General features: G+C 36.0%; 9 protein-coding genes and 2 riboswitches. Of the genes, 3 read left to right on the top strand and 6 right to left on the bottom strand.

The features are described 5' to 3' along the window. Nucleotides 1-43: 43 nt before the first annotated feature. Nucleotides 44-3,850, bottom strand: coding sequence for a methionine synthase (gene metH, locus AVL50_RS18520; protein ID WP_062617975.1), 3,807 nt, complete (start codon nucleotides 3,848-3,850; stop codon nucleotides 44-46). 130 nt (nucleotides 3,851-3,980) lie between these two features. Next, nucleotides 3,981-4,088: riboswitch (SAM riboswitch) on the bottom strand. A gap of 528 nt (nucleotides 4,089-4,616) precedes the next feature. On the opposite strand from metH, the gene AVL50_RS18515 reads away from it, so the two are divergent. The 3 genes from AVL50_RS18515 (at nucleotide 4,617) to AVL50_RS33065 (ending at nucleotide 10,109) form a co-directional block, all read left to right on the top strand. Continuing rightward, the gene (locus tag AVL50_RS18515) at nucleotides 4,617-7,544 is read left to right on the top strand and encodes a TonB-dependent receptor (RefSeq protein WP_062617974.1); all 2,928 of its coding nucleotides are present in this window, start codon (nucleotides 4,617-4,619) and stop codon (nucleotides 7,542-7,544) included. Nucleotides 7,545-7,579: 35 nt separating this feature from the next. Next, the gene (locus tag AVL50_RS18510; RefSeq protein ID WP_062617973.1) at nucleotides 7,580-9,217 is read left to right on the top strand and encodes a RagB/SusD family nutrient uptake outer membrane protein; all 1,638 of its coding nucleotides are present in this window, start codon (nucleotides 7,580-7,582) and stop codon (nucleotides 9,215-9,217) included. 364 nt (nucleotides 9,218-9,581) lie between these two features. Further along, nucleotides 9,582-10,109 (top strand): hypothetical protein, encoded by a 528-nt coding sequence (locus tag AVL50_RS33065; protein ID WP_157491432.1) that lies wholly within the window; start codon nucleotides 9,582-9,584, stop codon nucleotides 10,107-10,109. Between the two features lie 32 nt (nucleotides 10,110-10,141). Here the strand turns inward: AVL50_RS33065 and AVL50_RS18500 are convergent, their stop codons facing one another. The 5 genes from AVL50_RS18500 to AVL50_RS18480 all read right to left on the bottom strand — a co-directional run. Further along, nucleotides 10,142-11,026: a haloalkane dehalogenase gene (locus AVL50_RS18500; protein WP_062617971.1), complete on the bottom strand. Its 885-nt coding sequence runs from the start codon at nucleotides 11,024-11,026 to the stop codon at nucleotides 10,142-10,144. Nucleotides 11,027-12,028: 1,002 nt separating this feature from the next. After that, nucleotides 12,029-13,702 carry a ribonucleoside-diphosphate reductase subunit alpha gene (locus tag AVL50_RS18495; protein ID WP_157491431.1) on the bottom strand — a complete coding sequence of 558 codons (1,674 nt, stop codon included), beginning with the start codon at nucleotides 13,700-13,702 and terminating at the stop codon, nucleotides 12,029-12,031. Between the two features lie 107 nt (nucleotides 13,703-13,809). Next, nucleotides 13,810-14,787, bottom strand: a complete 978-nt coding sequence (locus tag AVL50_RS18490; RefSeq protein WP_062617969.1) for a ribonucleotide-diphosphate reductase subunit beta — start codon at nucleotides 14,785-14,787, stop codon at nucleotides 13,810-13,812. A 152-nt stretch (nucleotides 14,788-14,939) separates the two neighbouring features. Continuing rightward, nucleotides 14,940-15,142: riboswitch (cobalamin riboswitch) on the bottom strand. A gap of 420 nt (nucleotides 15,143-15,562) precedes the next feature. Then, complete coding sequence (locus tag AVL50_RS18485; protein WP_062617968.1) at nucleotides 15,563-16,669, bottom strand: BamA/TamA family outer membrane protein; 1,107 nt, start codon at nucleotides 16,667-16,669, stop codon at nucleotides 15,563-15,565. A gap of 295 nt (nucleotides 16,670-16,964) precedes the next feature. Next, on the bottom strand, nucleotides 16,965-17,596 hold a 632-nt coding region (locus AVL50_RS18480), incomplete at its 5' end, for a BamA/TamA family outer membrane protein (protein ID WP_157491430.1).

Here is a 17,596-nt window from a genome sequence, read left to right as displayed (position 1 = left end):
AATTATCTCTCAAGTTGTCTCTTTATATCAATGAATTGAAATTCTAGTAACTCAACACACTGCCTAACCAACGTTCCATTTCTCTCTCCTCTTTCTCCACACGTTTGGCGTAGTCTTGTAATTGGTCTTTGTTGATTTTTCCTAAACCGAAGTAACGAGAATTCTCATTACCAAAGTACCAACCACTTACAGATGCTGCAGGTGTCATTGCATAGCTTGATGTTAGTGAAACACCAATGTTTTTCTCTACATCTAGCATAGCAAATAACTTGTCTTTTTCTGTATGATCAGGACATGCAGGGTAACCTGGCGCTGGACGAATACCTTGATATTTTTCATCAATTAATTCTTCATTGTTATGGATCTCATCTTTCGCATAACCCCAGATTTCCTTTCTTACCTTTTCGTGCATCAATTCAGTAAATGCTTCAGCTAAACGATCTGCTAAAGCTTTTACCATAATGCTGTTGTAATCGTCATGATCCGCTTCGTATTTCTCTACTAAAGCATCAATTCCGATTCCGGCTGTTACTGCAAAACCACCAACGTAATCTCTTCTACCTGATTCTACTGGTGCTACAAAGTCACTCAAACAGAAGTTTGGTTTCCCTGCCGCTTTTTTGTTTTGCTGTCTTAAGTGACAAAGTGTGCCCACTTGCTTCTCTCTGTCTTCTCTGTAGAAAGTAGAATGATGATGCTCTGCATCTGGCAACTCTACATCCTCTTCTTTAAAGTCATATAAAGCAATATCATCATCGTTGATACTGTTGGCTGGGAAGAAACCGACTACTGCATTGGCTTGAAGTAATTTATTATCTACAATCTCTTTTAATAACGCTTTCGCATCATTGTAAAGATCAGTTGCTTCTTTTCCTACCACTTCATCCTTAAGGATAGCAGGGAATTTACCTGCCAACTCCCAAGTTTGGAAGAATGGAGTCCAATCGATATAGTGTGAGATTTCTTCTAAGCTATAATCCTCAAATGTTTTCACACCTAAGAAAGAAGGCTTTGTAATTGGCGTTGTTTCCCAATCAATTTGCACCTTATTCTTACGTGCTTCTTCTATCGGTAATAACTTCTTCGCTCCTTGACGTTTTGCATGCGATTCTCTAAGTGCCGCATATTCGTCTTTGAACTCTTGAATCACCTCTTGACGGTATTCTTTGTTTTCAGATGTATATGCTGAAGCAATTGGCACTGACTTAGAAGCATCCAATACGTGAACTACTGAACCTGAGTATTTAGGATCAATTTTCACTGCTGTATGGATTCTTGAAGTAGTTGCTCCACCAATCATCACTGGAATGTCTAATTCCTGACGTTCCAATTCATCAGCAACATAAACCATCTCATCCAATGAAGGCGTAATCAAGCCTGAAAGACCAATTACATCTACTTTTTCTTCAACGGCAGTTCTAATGATCTTGTCTAATGGTACCATCACACCAAGGTCGATGATCTCAAAGTTGTTACAAGCTAAAACTACACTTACAATGTTTTTACCGATATCATGCACATCTCCTTTTACAGTGGCCATTAAGATTTTACCGGCTGAAGAAGAAGCTTCCAAATCAGGGTTGTTCGCTTTTTCTTCTTCAATATATGGAATAAGAATCGCTACCGCCTTTTTCATTACTCGGGCAGATTTCACTACTTGAGGAAGGAACATTTTACCTTCACCAAATAAATCACCTACCACGTTCATACCATCCATCAAAGGACCTTCAATCACTTCAATTGGGCGGTCAAATTTCTGGCGAGCTTCCTCTACATCTTCATCTATAAATTCAACTAAACCTTTTACTAAGGCATGAGACAATCTCTGCTCTACAGGATTTTCTCTCCAAGAAAGATCTACTTCTTTTTTCTTCCCTTTTGATTTTACAGTTTCAGCAAAATCAACCAAACGTTCAGTTGCATCCTCTCTTCTGTTTAAAAGAACATCTTCAACATGCTCTAATAAGTCTTTTGGAATCTCTTCATACACTTCAAGCATACCTGGGTTTACAATACCCATGTCCATACCAGCTTTACCAGCGTGGTATAAAAATACAGAGTGCATCGCTTCTCTTACAGCATTATTACCTCTGAATGAGAAAGAGATATTAGAAACACCACCACTAACTAATGCATGTGGTAAGTTTTCTTTGATCCATTTTGTACCCTTAAAGAAATCAACTGCATAGTTATTATGCTCATCAATACCTGTTGCAACTGCTAAGATGTTTGGGTCAAAAATGATATCTTGAGGAGGGAAACCTACTTTATTAACAAGAATATCATACGAACGACCACAGATCTCTTTTCTTCTTTCAAAGTTGTCTGCTTGTCCATCTTCATCAAACGCCATTACAACGGCTGCCGCACCATACTTTTTAATCAATGTTGCTTTCGCGATAAAGTCTTCCTCTCCTTCTTTTAATGAAATCGAGTTCACAATACCTTTACCTTGTAAGGTCTTCAAACCCGCTTCGATAACTTCCCATTTTGAAGAATCGACCATGATTGGAAGCTTGGCGATATCTGGTTCAGAAGCGATCAAATTCAAGAAACGTGTCATACACTCCTTAGAATCCAACATCCCTTCATCCATGTTGACGTCAATCACTTGAGCTCCACCTTCTACTTGATGTCTTACCACTTCAATGGCTTCTTCAAACTGTCCGTTCTCAATCAAACGACGGAATTTAGCAGAACCTGTTACGTTGGCTCTTTCACCCACGTTCACAAAAATACTGTCTGGCTTGATCGTTACAGGTTCTAAACCACTCAAACGTTGGAAAGCTTCCTGCGTAGGGATCTCTCTTACTTTAGCTTGTTTGAAAGTCTCTGCAATCGCTCCAATATGATCAGGAGTAGTACCACAGCATCCACCGATGATGTTCACTAAACCATCAAAAGATTCAAGGATTTTACCCATCTCTTCTGAAGTTTGGTCATACTCACCAAATTCATTTGGAAGACCCGCGTTTGGATAAGCAGAAACGTTGATATCTGCTACACGAGATAATTCTTGGATATATGGACGAAGTAAATCGGCACCCAAAGCACAGTTCAAACCAACACTGAATAGGTCGGCATGACGGATAGAGTTCCAGAATGCCTCTACTACTTGTCCTGAAAGTGTTCTACCCGAGGCATCGGTAATCGTACCTGACACCATCAATGGCAAACGCTCTCCTTTATATAAATTAGGAAATTCGTCTTCTCTTCCTGCCGGAGCCGCTGAGACTACTTTTCCTTCTTCTACATCTGTGAAATACTTGTCTGCTGCAAAAAGAGCTGCTTTACAGTTTAAGGTATCAAATACTGTTTCGATCAAAATTGTATCTGCACCACCTTCTGCCAAACCTTGTACTTGCAAGTAATAAGCTTCTACAAGATCATCAAAAGTTACCGCTCTATAACCTGGATCGTTTACATCAGGAGAGATAGACGCTGTTCTGTTGGTAGGACCAACGGCACCCGCCACAAAACGAGGTTTGTTAGGTTCCTTTGCAGTAAACTCTTCCGCTGCTTCTTTCGCTAGTTTTGCTGAAGCATAGTTCAACTCATACACATCACTTTCCATTTCGTAGTCTGCCATGGCAATGGTAGTACCACTGAAAGTGTTTGTTTCTACAATATCAGCACCTGCATTAAAATACTGTTTGTGAATGTCTCTAATGATATCCGGCTGTGTGATGGACAGCATATCATTATTCCCTTTCACATCACAAGGGTGATCTTTATATCTTTCTCCTCTGTAATCTTCTTCTCCCAATTTGTGTCTTTGGATCATAGTACCCATTGCACCATCCAAAATCAAGACACGCTCTTTCGCTAACTCTTTGAGCTTTTTTGACATAAGTATATTCTGAAAGTTACGTTTCACATACCCCTATACTAAGTAGATAAGATAAAGACTCCTACCACTTAAGAGGATAAAAACGTGCTTAATAATTTTTCGAGATAATCATTCTTGAACGAATGCATTTAGCTCATCTTTCTCGGACACTTCCGAAGCGGGACTTGGCACCTTTCGCTGGGAACAACGGTTGCCATGGCATCTACGAGCCCGTTCTCTCTGCCATTCTTGATAAGCACGTGGCAAAGATAGACACATTTTTAGAAATTTGAACAGTTATAAGGAAGAAAATAAGGCTTATCAATAAAAAAATATGACTTTTTTTATCTTTTTTGAAATTTCTCTCAAACAGGAATTGTACAAATTTTAAAGCGTATTATCGACGTTTTTAAAATTTATGCAACAGATCGCGCAACAGGTTTCTAACGTATAGCATAATACGTTATTTAATGATTGAAACCGGTTGAAACACCAACTTTTCAATAGTTTAAAGAATTCTTCATCATACACTTTGAATTATTCAATTTTCAGATGTTTTTAAACACTTTTAAGACAATTTTAAAATTTGCAAAATCATAGAATTACCCCTAGAATTGTAAAACAGACAGCTAAAGCTCAAATCTCGAGATCTATTAAATTTTAAAATTAAAGCAGCTCTACTAGTCTATAACTATGGAATGAAAAAATGGAAATGAAATAACTAAATATACATGGTCCTTCATGTGTTCTAACTATTCATTACCGATTAATAAACCGCATGTAACAAATGAAAAAAGGTATACAACTAATTTGTATTGTATCTGTATTTCTATTACTTACTATTTTTAGAGCTCATGCTCAAGATAGAATTATCACAGGTACTGTAAATGATGATACTAATTCTCCACTACCAGGTGTAAACGTAATTATCAAAGGAACAACACTTGGAACAACCACAGATTTTGAAGGTAAATTTAGTCTAAACGTCCCAGAAGAAAATGAAACTTTATTAGTTACTTATATTGGTTTCTTTGATCAAGAAGTTACAATTGGCAACAAAAGCAACTTCATTATCCAACTTAAAGTTGATGCAGAACAACTTGAAGAAGTCGTAGTTGTTGGTTACGGTCAAATGGAGAAAAAGGATGTAACTGGAGCAATGGCTTCTATTAAATCTGAGAACTTCAACCAAGGTGTAATGGCCTCTCCTGATCAACTGATTCAAGGCAAAATTGCCGGTGTACAAATGACTCCATCTTCTGGTGAACCTGGTGCAGGCGTGAATATCAGAGTCAGAGGTGGTACATCACTTACTGCTTCCAATGAGCCTTTGTATGTGATTGATGGCTTTCCAATTGATAATACTGCTTCAGACCCTGGGACTTCAGGTGTTTATTCTGCATCAGCGTCAAAAAACCCTTTAGCATCAATCAACCCTAACGACATCGAATCATTTGATGTTTTGAAGGATGCATCTGCTACTGCAATTTATGGAGCAAGAGGTGCTAACGGTGTAATCATCATCACTACTAAAAAAGGAAAAGAAGGAACTGCAAAAGTAGATTATGACGCTTATTTTGGTGTTTCTTCGATTTCGAAAAAAGTAGATGTATTAGATGCAGGCGAATACAGAGCAGCTACTGCCGCTGAAGGTTCTAACCCTCTTGATTTAGGAGCTAATACAGACTGGCAAGAATTGATGACACGTGATGCCATCACTCAAAATCACAACATTGGGGTTTCTGGTGGCACTCAAAAAACGCAATACAGATTTTCTGTCAATTACCTTAATCAAGAAGGTATTATGATCAATTCTGGCATGGAAAGAATTGGCGGTAGAATGAATATCACTCAGAAGTTAAGCGACAGAGTGAAAATAGGCGCTAACATGATGGGTGCATTCACAAAAAACAACAACCTTCCTTATGGTGTTGGTGGTGCTCTTGACGGAGGTGTAATCAACAATATGCTGCGTATGTCTCCACTTTTACCTGAAGATTTCTCTTCTTCAAATCAGTTAGAGAAAAATCCATACATCATGGCCAATTCTGTTCGTGATTTTACAAACACTCAGCGTGTATTGGGTAATGTATTCATTGAAGCTCAATTCATTGAAGGCTTAACAGGTAAATTAAACCTTGGTGGTGATATCACTTCAGCCAAAAGAAAAGCTTACTTGCCTGGTACAATCGAATGGGTGGGCAAAGGAAATGGTTCTGCTGATGTAAGAAATAATAATTTACATAATATCCTTTTAGAAGGAACACTTAACTATACAAAAACGTTTGGAGACCTTAAGCTGAATGCTTTAGCAGGTTATACTTACCAAGAATTTGGTAGAGATTACAATTCTTCAAATGCAACTGGTTTTGATATCGACGAAACAGCAGAAAACAATCTAAATGCGGCCAATGGTGCTATACTTGTAGATTCATACAAGGAATCAAGTAAGCTGATTTCTTGGATTGGTAGAGCCAACTTATCTTTTAAAGATAAATACGTTGTCACTGCTACTGTCCGTGCTGATGGCTCTTCAAGATTTGGAGCAAATAACAAATGGGGTGTTTTCCCTTCATTCTCTGCCGCTTGGAGATTATCGGAAGAAGATTTCTTAAGCTCAAGCAGTGTAGTGAGCAACTTAAAACTTAGAGCAGGTTGGGGTGTTACAGGTTCTCAAGAAATTGGCAACTATAGATCATTACCTACTCTCTCTGGAAATAAAGAATACAGTGCTGTTGGAATTGGTTCTGGTGTAACTTACAACAACTACGCTAATCCAGACCTTCAGTGGGAAGAAACTACTCAATTGAACTTTGGTTTTGACTATGAATTATTCAGCGGTATTGTGTATGGTACTTTAGATTTCTATCAAAAAAACACAAACAACTTATTGTTAGAACTTCAAGCCCCACAACCTGCTCCAGTTGATGTTTACCTTCAAAATGTTGGTGAGTTAACAAACCAAGGTATTGAGATTTCAATCAATACATTGAACTTCAGCAAAAATGACTTCACTTGGGAAACTGGTTTAGTAGCTGCTTATAACAAAAACGAAGTGAAAAACATTGGTGATTATGAAGAGATACTTACAGGTGCTGTAGGTGGCCGTGGTCAAGTAGGTCAATTCTCTCAAGTGATCAAGCCAGGTTTACCCTACGGTACTTTCTGGGGTCCTCGTTACATTGGATTGGATGAAAGTGGCAATGCTTTAGTTTCTGAGGAGAATGAAGTGTTAGGTCAAGCATTACCTGAATGGACTTTTGGTTTGAATAACACATTTAGATACAAAAAATGGGATTTCAACTTCTTCTTTAATGCAGCAACAGGACATCAAGTATTCAATAATACTGCTTTAGAGTTTTCTTCAACTAATGACCTTTATGGTGAAAACAGTACTTACAACGTCGTAAAACCTGCTGTTGATGAAGGAATCAGACAAACAGGTTACAACTCAAGATTCATTGAAGACGCTACATTCATCCGTCTTTCAAACATAACTTTAGGGTACACGTTCGGAATGGAAAATGTGAAACATATCCGTAATCTAAGATTATATGTTTCAGGTCAAAACTTATTTGTAATCACAAATTACTCAGGTTATGACCCAGAAGTGAACGCTCCTGCTGGCGGTAGTCAAGTTCCTCCAATTGGAATTGATTACAACAACTACCCTGCTGCAAGAACATTTATCGGCGGTATATCAGTAGGCTTCTAAATTGTCCCATTCCCAAAAAGATTAAAGAAATTATTATGTTAAGAAATAAATTGATGATTGCACTTGCTGCAGGTGCATTAATATCTTCGACTTCATGTACAAATCTTGATGAAAAACTCTACAGTTCGGTTACTGATGAGTACTTTCAAGACCCTGAAAACTTACCTTCAGCAGTTGCTCCTGTTTATGCATCTTTAAGATCATTTTATCACCATGAAAATGCTTGGGGTTTCTCTCAGGTTTGTTCAGATGAAACGCTAGTACCAACAAGAGGCGGTGACTGGTATGACGGTGGAAAATGGCTTCAATTGAATGCACATACTTGGAATGAAAATCATCCTCACCTACCTAGATTATGGAATGCACCTTACACAGGTATAGCAAGGGCAAATGGTTTAATTGAATCTTTAAAAGGTTTTGAACAAACAGATGAAATAGTTTCAACTACCAATGAGGTTCGATTTCTAAGAGCATTTTATTACTTCAATTTGATGGATATGTTCGGAAATGTGCCATTAGTGTTGACAACCAAACACAATGGAGATACACCAGCAAGTACACGTCCTGAAGTAACACAATTCATCGTGGATGAGTTAGAAGCGATCAAAGATGGTCTACCTGAAAAGCCAAACTATGCAAGAGTTGGTAAAGGTGCAGCTTATGCTTTATTGACCAAAATATACCTCAATGCAGGTGTATATTTCCAAGATGGAAGTAAAGTAGTAGACCCTACGGATGAACAGCTGGACAAAGTAATTCAGTATAGTGAAGTAATTGAGGGAATGGGATATGCTGTATACCCTGATTATCTTGAAACATTTAAGCTTGCAAATGAAGAAAATAACACTGACTATATTTTTGCCATTACTTATACTGCGGATGATCCACTAGGAAATCACGGTAATAGCTGGGGTGTACACTACGACACTTACAAAGTAAAAGGTATTGAGTGGGGTGTACCTTCTAAGTGGAATGGTTTCTCAATTATGACAGACCGTTATCAGTCATTTGATGATGCTGATAGTAGAAAAAATCAATTCTATACAGAGTTTGAAAAAATAGATGGAACAATGGTCCAACATGAGCAAGAGCTTCCATTGTTCGATGCCAATAAAACACAAGGTGTCCGCCTGATGAAATGGGAGCCAGACTTAGGTTCTATTGGAGTATCTTGGGGTGGTTGGTCAGGTAATGACTTTCCAATCATCAGATATGCAGATGTATTGTTAATGCATGCTGAAGCATTAGCTCGAAAAGGAATGAATGGAGAGGCCATCTCAATGATCAATAAATTGAGAACTGAAGGCAATAGATTTGACTCTTCATCTCCAATAGCAGATGCAAATGCTCATTTCACTCAACTTCAAAGTGATGGAAAAGTAAATGACATCTTAGACTTTATTTTGATGGAAAGAGGCTGGGAATTATGCTGGGAAGGCGTAAGACGACAGGATATCATCCGTCATGGTAAATACTTAGAAGCTTGGCAAAACAAACAAATGGAAAATGATGCTGACGCTTTTGAGGAAAGAGTAGACGAAAACGGCAACTCTTATTTATTCTGGCTCCCAAGTAAAGGTAAAGCTAGTGATGGGTCTCATAGATACTTATTCCCTATTCCTCCTACTCAAGTAGCGGCTAATCCTAACTTGAATCAAAATGATGGGTACTAAGATTGCTCCCCTTATTATAGATTTAATTAAATAGTGTAGTTTAAAAAAGTAGGTACAGACATGGGTTTGTACCTACATCATTTCGACAAAATTCATCAAAATAAAATCAATTTAAGAATAACCCCGACCTCTTAAATTGTGTTGAAATTAAAATTGTTAACATCGAATCATATCTTTTTGATTATGTACTATAGGACGAATAGAACGTAATTCATAATACAGTTACTAACGGAAATTGCTATTCAGACCGCCTTGAATGTTTCAGGGTGGTCTTTTACTTTAATTTCAGAAGTAGGATTTTTTGTCTAAATTTAAAGCGTATCTTACCAATCAAAGCTTAGTTAAACATCAATAATTTCAAGAAATGAAATCTCTAACAATACTATTACTCTCTTCCTTATTCATCTTCTCAGTTATATCATGTGGTTCTCATGAGATTGAGCCCAAACGGCAATATAATACCATTGAAGATAATGGAGATGGCAGTTCATCTAGCAGTAATAATACTAGGTACTATATCGCTCATGGGCATTTTGGATTAAACACCACTACGCAAATGATTCTCAAACACAATGGAGAATTCTATCGTTATGACTGGATATATGAGTTTAAAAACGAAATACACACTTTTTCTGCTACTTCATATCAAGGCAGTTGGGCCAACGGAAGTAATGGAATCATTGAATATACTATAGGCAGTTCTGATAGAATTCAACTTTCAGGCAGAAACCATGAAAGTAACGAGTGCCACGACTATGTTAAAAACCTTCGATTTAATGAACAGAAGAAATATTTTGATACCAATAAATATTCACGAAAAGGCTCTTTTACTGAAATCACTTATAATTTTTTCTGTATCAATAATATGAAAGATTTTTATCTGCACCGTTAACAGAAAGAACCATATAGAAAATATCATCCTAATTAGCCATTTAATTTATTGTTTTCAATAAATGCTTTTATATGATTTGCAATCTCTTCCCCTTTCTCTTCTTGAAGAAAATGACCGGCATTGTGAATCATAATTCGTGTTTGTACTTCATCTGGAATAAGTTTATAGAAGAACTTCTCCATTCCACCAAGTACTTGATCTTTATCAGAAAACATCACCAAGGCAGGCTTATCCCATTTCGATAAAACATCTCTTGCCCTTGTCATTTCAAAGACACCGTCATCTGTTGGTTTTGAAGGTACCAACGAAGGAAAAATGCTTGCACCAGCCTTGGATTTTTTGTTCGGAAATGGGAGGCGATAAGCTTCTAATGTTTCTTTATCCAATTTTGCATAGGTACCTTTCTGTATGATTCCATCTATGGATAAGAAGGGGTGATATTTAGCATAAAGTTGCCACATTTTAAAAAATAGAGACAGCTTGTTTCCTTTTGGCAAGAAGGTATTCATAATCACTACCCTTTTAAACTTTTCAGGAAATTCTCCTAATAAACTCAATCCCAAAAGGCCTCCCCAATCTTGAACCACTATGGTTATGTTATCCAATTCTAATGTATTGATCAGGTCTTTTAAAGATTCATAATGCAGTTCAAAACTGTAATCTTTTTTAGAAGACAGCTTATCTGATTTACCAAACCCTATCAGATCTGGAGCAATAAAGCGATAGTTGGATAAAACAGGTATAAAGTTTCGGTATAAATAGCTCCAAGAGGGCTCCCCATGAAGAGCCAGTATTACCTCTCCTTGCCCTTCATCAATATAATGCATCTTTATTCCATTATACTCATTAAAATGTGGAGAAAAAGGGTATTCAGTCAATTTAGTAAACGAAGACAGGTCTGCGGATTGGATTTCCATAGTAGTTTGTGAAATTAAGAATAGATCAAAAATTATTAAAATAGTAAGTCATTCAGTGTAAAATAGATAGAATATTCAATCCACTGAAAAAAAATTAAAATAATCTCATTTTTTTCATTTTATGGTTTCATAAAAATTATACAAGTTAAAACTGTAATTTATACAATTAATATAAAAATAGGTAATTTTATGCAACCGATTTAGTGACTCCCATTCTTTGTTTTCTTTAAAATCATCTTTTCCGAAACCGATTGATATATTTACTAACTTAACACAGTATACTTATAAGAATAGTACAAAAAAATTAAAATTTCACCATTTATTCACCCTTGCTTAATATTTGTAAAAAAGGTAAAACTGTTGTAAAATTGCATATATGAAAATGAAATAAAAACAACATCACTCCTCAAAACACAGTGCAAAATTAGCATATTCTCGATTAGTATTTTTTAACAATACAATAACTGAGATGAATGCTTAAGTCAAAATGAATATAAGAATGTATGTACACCTCTTAGATTAATACTATTAGGTGCTCTAAAAATATATGGCGGGTATATAGAGTAGAAATTTTGTCTATAGTTCTATTCTACCTCAGAGGAGACATGCTCCTCTGAGGTTCCCTTTCTATCACCTTACTTAAGGTAAAGAATTTATTTCTCTCCTTTTAAAATCCGTCAAAAGAAAAAATCAATAAGTACTTATTAATTAGAATAAGGAATTGAAGGCAATAATTACAGTTTGCTGTTAATTATCAATACCTCTTGTAGGTCTTAAGCTTTGTAGGTCAAAGCAACTAATTAATTTGGCTCATTTATGAGCGCGGGGACACTCACCCGCCATACTTATAGACAAGCCTCCCAAGTACTCACCGTACATGGGGGGTCTTGTCAAGAAATTTTAGTTTGCGATAGTATAAATAAACTGCATGTTTAATTCTAAAAAAGGCTACTCTATGATATAGAATAGCCTTTTCTTTATATAAAACTCTTCAAAAAGAGATTAACCTTCACAAGAAATACATTCGTCTCCTGTCACATTCATTTGAGTTCTTAGAATACTCTCACTTCTTTGATAGTAAAGAGTTTTTACTCCTAAAGCATGTGCTTCAAGCATTACTTTATTGATTTCCTTTACAGGTGTTGTTGGAGGGAAGTTCAAGTTCAAACTTTGAGATTGATCTAAATAAGACTGACGTAATGCTGCTTGTTTTACAATCTGTAATTGGTTGATTTCTTTAAAAGTTAAAAATAGTTCTTTCTCCTCTTCTGTCAATCCTCCAATATTTTGAACAGAACCGCCATCTGCCAATATTTGTTTCCAAACATCCGGTGTGTTCAATCCTTTTTCATCCAATAAAGCTTCTAAGTTTTTATTCTTACGAGAGAATGTACCTTTTGCTGAATCCATCACATAGTAGTTACTCGCTATTGGCTCAATACCTGTGCTGTACCCGCCTGCAATCAAAGCATTAGAAGTAGTAGGCGCCACTGTCAACAACGTTGAGTTTCTTCTACCTGTATCCATCATTACTTTAGGTTCTCCATAAGCTGATGCTAATTTCTCAGAAGCTCTGATAGATTGCTCTTTGATTTGTTTGAAGATAATTCTAGTCCAAGAATCAGCTGCTATACCTGCAAAAGGAATTTTCTTCTTCTGCAAGAAACTGTGCCATCCTAAAACTCCTAAACCTAACGCTCTGTGGTTTTTTGCAAAATTCACAGCTCTTTCCATATGAGGGATGTCTTTTGCTTTCGCAATAAACTCCTCCATTACAGCATCTAGGAAGAAAATAGCAGTTTCAACCAAGTCTATGTCCTTCCATTCATCGTATCTCACTAGGTTTAATGACGATAAACAGCACACAAATGATTCTTCATCGTTTGATGGCAACATAATTTCAGAACAAAGGTTAGAAGCTTTAATTTCCATACCCTGGTCTTTGTACCATCTTGGACGTTGATTATTAGCGTTATCTTTATATAAAATATAAGGAATACCTTTTTCGATTCTTGACTTGATGACTTTGGCCCATACCTCTCTGCTGCGTTGATCTCCTTCTTTTACTTTTTGAATAAAATTATCAGAAACAGAAACACCCATGAAGATATTCTGGATTGATTTTCCAACATCTTTGATCGTTAAAAACTCATCAATATCTCCATGTTCTACATCAAGGTAAGCGGCTAACATTCCTCTTCTTGTGTTTCCTTGATTTGTTCCATTAATCACAGAATCAAACATTTCTAAGAAAGGATATACACCATTACTTGTACCATTATTCGTAATATCAGAGCCCCTAGGTCTAACGTCTGAAACATTGATTGATGTACCTCCACCAATTTTGGACATCATCATTACTTCTGCCAATGTACTGCCAATACCTGCAATACTATCAGGGACATAACTACCAAAACAACTAATTGGCAAGCCTCTTTCGGTACCCATATTGGACCACACAGGTGATGCAGGACATAAATAATTATTCCATATTGCATCAAAAAACCTTTTTTCAAAATCTGGTCTTTTTAAACGAGAAGCAGCTGCTTTTGCAATTCTTGTTACAGCATCACGGACATTTTCACCTTCTAGAAGGTAACCGCTTTTTAGGGTTTGGAGTCCTTCATCAGTCATCCATTTCGGGTGTGAATCTAACTGTGAAGTCTCGATAGTCATGTTAATATCAGACATAAAAATATTTAGAACTGAGGGTGGTAATATATAGTATTGAGCGTACAAAAGGGCAGGTAATGCCTTTTGCACGTAGATGATTTTCTAAAGCTTTAGAATAAATCGTCTGCAGTAACAGATTGAGATTTTTTAGTGTACTCTGTAGGTCTTACCGCAAAGAAGTCGTCATGTGCATGACCAAAAACTTCTTCATCAAACCACTGCATTTTCTGAAGTGTTGGCTGATCTACTTCAAAAATTGGCTTCAAACCAATTTCGTGTAAACTTCTATTTAGACGATCTCTCATAAAGTGAATGAGGTGATCCAATGGTAAGAATGATAATTCTTCTTTCTCAAAGATTCCTGTCAAAAGACGGACTTCTACATCATGTGATATTTTTGCTGCTTCATAGATACGCTCTTGCAACTCAGGAGTATTCAACTCAGGATATTCAGAAATTAAAGTATTGTATAACCACATTCCTGCACGTGCGTGTGAGTTTTCATCCTTAGCACTCCATTTAATGATGTTTCCTATTCCTTTTAGTTGGTTTTTGAACTTTTTGAAGGATAATAAGATTGCAAACTGAGAGAATAGATTTACATTTTCTGTAAAGCAAGAAAAGATAGCAATACTTTGCAACAGGTCTGATGGAGATGGTTTCCCTTTTTCATCTACTGCTACTTTAGAAAGCATTTCTAATCTTTCCATAGCCGTTTCATCCTCTAAGAACTCTTCAAAGTTATCCAAGTCTAACAATTCGTTTAAACGTGCATAAGCAGAAGCGTGTCTTGCCTCATTTTCGGCAAAAGTAATAGCCATAGCCGCTATTTCAGGTTTTGGAATGAACTGTCCAACAACACCCCAGAAATCATCTTGAACGTTTGTTTCTGTCTGTGCAAAAGTCTTAAGGATATTACCAATAACCTCTCTTTCGTTATCTGACAGATCCGTTTTAAACTGTTGAATATCAGCATCAAAATTCACTTCTGAATGGATCCAGAATGTCTGATGAATGGCATCTATAAAATCCTGAGCCTGAGGATATTCAAATGGTTTGTAAGCTACACGTTTATCAAGTAAGCTCATTTTCTATTTACGTTTCTTAGTACAACACACAAGTGAAAAAACACTTAAATTTAAGGCACTCTAAAAAAATAGAGTAAGTGATTTCCTACACAAAAAAACAAGCGTATTATTTTTTAGATGATAGGATGTTGCTCCTTTTTTAACCCGAAAAAGAATAACGAGCAGATAAAGGCAGGTCTTCTGACTTGTAAAATTCAATACTTCCACCTTCCCTTTATCATCTACCAAAGTGGTTAAAAATGAAGTATTTTCTCTTTACTTACAGCTGCGGGTACAGTACAGGATTTACACCTATTTCCCTTTTCACTCTAAGTTTTTAAGCGTCACTTAGAGCACCTTTATTCTAGCAAATTAAGATTGTTTTACGGAGTATTGCAAACTTTTTCGAGGTTCTTTTTTTTAAAAAATTTCTATCTTTTTTTCTTGAAATCTTCAATATAAAGCGCTATATAAATTACTTTTTCATCTGCTGATTTATTGTATTTTTCTAAGACTACTCAAAAACAACAATTCAGTATACAACTTTGTAACACTTGCGCTGATTACGTCAAAAAACAGTTATTTTAAAAAGGAAAATTTTCCAAAATGGGAACAAAATAATAAACTATAGTTAAATAGGAATTGTTTTATTGTCTGCTTAAAAATATTGTAATTAGAATTACATATTAAATAATACTAAGCGTACTTCATACACTATTGTATCTTTTTTACAATCATTAAAAAGGTATTGATTTTTTCAAAAAAATATGAATAAGTAAGAAACAGTCTAAATAAATTAGAAAGCTTCTCCAAAAGTTAAATACAATCCTGAACTTCCATCAGGTCCCATTCCAAAATCTGCTCTTAAAGTTGCACGGTCATCTTTGTTGATCAGCAATCGGAGCCCTGCCCCTCCTGCAAATTTAAATTGATCAAAAAGAAAAGCGTTCCAATTCGGTGCTACTTGTGCAGTAGAAAAAAATGCGGTGGCTCCAAGCCTCCAGAAAAGATGCTGTCTCACTTCAGCTTGAAAAGCCATCATATGACGATCTCTGAACCTTCCTTCATATACACCTCTCATCATCTGCAAGCCTCCCATCAAAGACAACTCTCTGAATGGTACTTCACCATAAGTTTGATTTAATATTCCTTGAAAAGCTAATACCGTATTATATGGTTTTTTCTTGTTGAGAGAAAGGTATTTTCTCATATCCAGTTTATATGCATTGAATTGATAGTCACTCCCCAGCCAACTTCCATAACTTTCGGCTCTGAATTCAATAAAATGACCTGTGGTTGGTGCCAGCACAAAATCTCTCTTATCCCATTTGTACACCAATCCTAAACCTGAATTAATCCCTCCTTGATAACCTGGAATTTCTTCCAAACTTCCTGTACCATCTGCTCGTTCTTCTACACTAATATTCCAAAAGTTGACCAATCGATACTGTACCCCCAAAAACATTTTGTCTGTGAGTTTTTTCAATAACTGCTGTCTTAACTCCACTTTTGACCAATCCATCAATTGTTCATTATCATTGGGCGTATTGTTTCCGATTCCATAATACTTCTCAGGGTATTTTGAATATTCCAACAGCCCCTCCAAAACCCAATCTTCATGATTTGTAAATAGAGTATGTTCTAGTTTAAATCTCATTTGATTTTCTAAAGTGTAAAAACCTATAAAATAAATGTTGGATGGCCGTGTACCAAAAGTAGCATTGGCTGTTTTGAATTGATATACACCTACAGCACCAAATTCCCAACTTGTTTCTTGGGCATATGCAGGATATGGGAATGCCGTAAATTGAGATCTATATAAGGTATCAACCTCTGACTGAGCAAAAATAAAATTTGAAAGTACAAATAAACAGAAAAAGGTAGATGCTATTCTTAAAGGCATAATAAAAAAATCAATAGTTTAAATTTTTGACTATGTTCAGTCTTTTCAAATGTAATAAAAATAATTAAGGTGTGTTTTTGTTATAATTTTTCAATCTAAGTACAAAGTCAAAAATAAATCGTAGTTAATTCTAATTTATTTTTTGGGAGTACAACGCTAAAAAACGTATTAATAGTGGTTCTATTAAAAGTTTTTTGAAGGAAGTAATCGCAAAACAATAAATAGAATTAGTATGAGATAATTTTGAATTTGTACTTATTGTTAGCAATTATGAAACAACAGTTTCTTCAAAAACTTAGAAAGCCTCTCCGTAGGTAAGGTAAAGCCCTGAGTTCCCTTCTGGGCCAAAACCATAATCAGCTCTTAATGATGCTTTATCATCTTTATTAAAAGCTAATCTAAATCCACCGCCCCCAGCAACTTTTATTAGATTAAAATCAAAACCATCTTGATTATTGTATACATTCGAAGTAGAAACAAAGCCTGTCATACCAATCCTCCAGAATAAATGCTGTCTTACTTCAGCTTGGAAAGTCAACATATTATTATCTCGATATCTACCTTCATAAATCCCTCTCATCATATACATACCTCCCATTAATGACATTTCCCTAAAAGGAACATCACCATTTGTGGTCTGTAAAGCACATTGCAAGGCCAAGACTGTTTTACCTTCTTTTTCCTTAGTAAGGTCCATGTATTTTCTTGCATCTAAAAAGAAACGATTAAAGCTATACTCCGATCCCATCCAAGATTGATTCGTTTCAAACCTTGCTTCTATATAATGTCCACTCGTAGGAGCAATTACATAATCTCTACTATCCCACTTATATACAAGACCTATCCCTGAAACTTTACCTCCATCAAAACCTGGAATTTCTGAAGTGTCTGTCTCCATTCCATCTGCTCTTTCAGAAATATCTATAT

This window comes from Flammeovirga sp. SJP92 (genome assembly GCF_001583495.1).
In the GTDB taxonomy this organism is placed as follows: domain Bacteria; phylum Bacteroidota; class Bacteroidia; order Cytophagales; family Flammeovirgaceae; genus Flammeovirga.
This window is presented reverse-complemented; position numbering and strand designations above follow the sequence as displayed.